We start from the raw sequence: 287 nt of genomic DNA on the forward strand, positions 1-287 counted from the left end.
GCCAGGCGTTGCAGCCGGCACACCAGCCCGCGTGAAGCTCGTACTGCTTCACCTCGGGTACCACGCGCGGCAACTCCACCACCTGGTGGACCCGCGCGGGCGGCGCCTCATCCAACCGGAGCAGTGGCCCGGTGCAGCCCGTGCAGCGCTCCGGTGCTGCCACCGCGACGACTTCACTCACCCGGTCCGGTGGCAACAACTCGCGCTTGCTGCCCTTGTGCCCGGGCTGGCCCCCGGGCTTCCGGCCGGTCGGCTCCGACTTCCTCGGCAGCGTACCGGGCGGGTCC

At 72.8% G+C, this 287-nt stretch carries 1 pseudogene; it reads right to left on the reverse strand.

The window, feature by feature from the left end:
• Positions 1-287 (reverse strand): annotated as a pseudogene (locus tag G4D83_RS45395) (IS66 family transposase); the annotation flags it as partial.

It is taken from the genome of Myxococcus eversor, assembly GCF_010894455.1.
Lineage (GTDB): Bacteria > Myxococcota > Myxococcia > Myxococcales > Myxococcaceae > Myxococcus > Myxococcus eversor.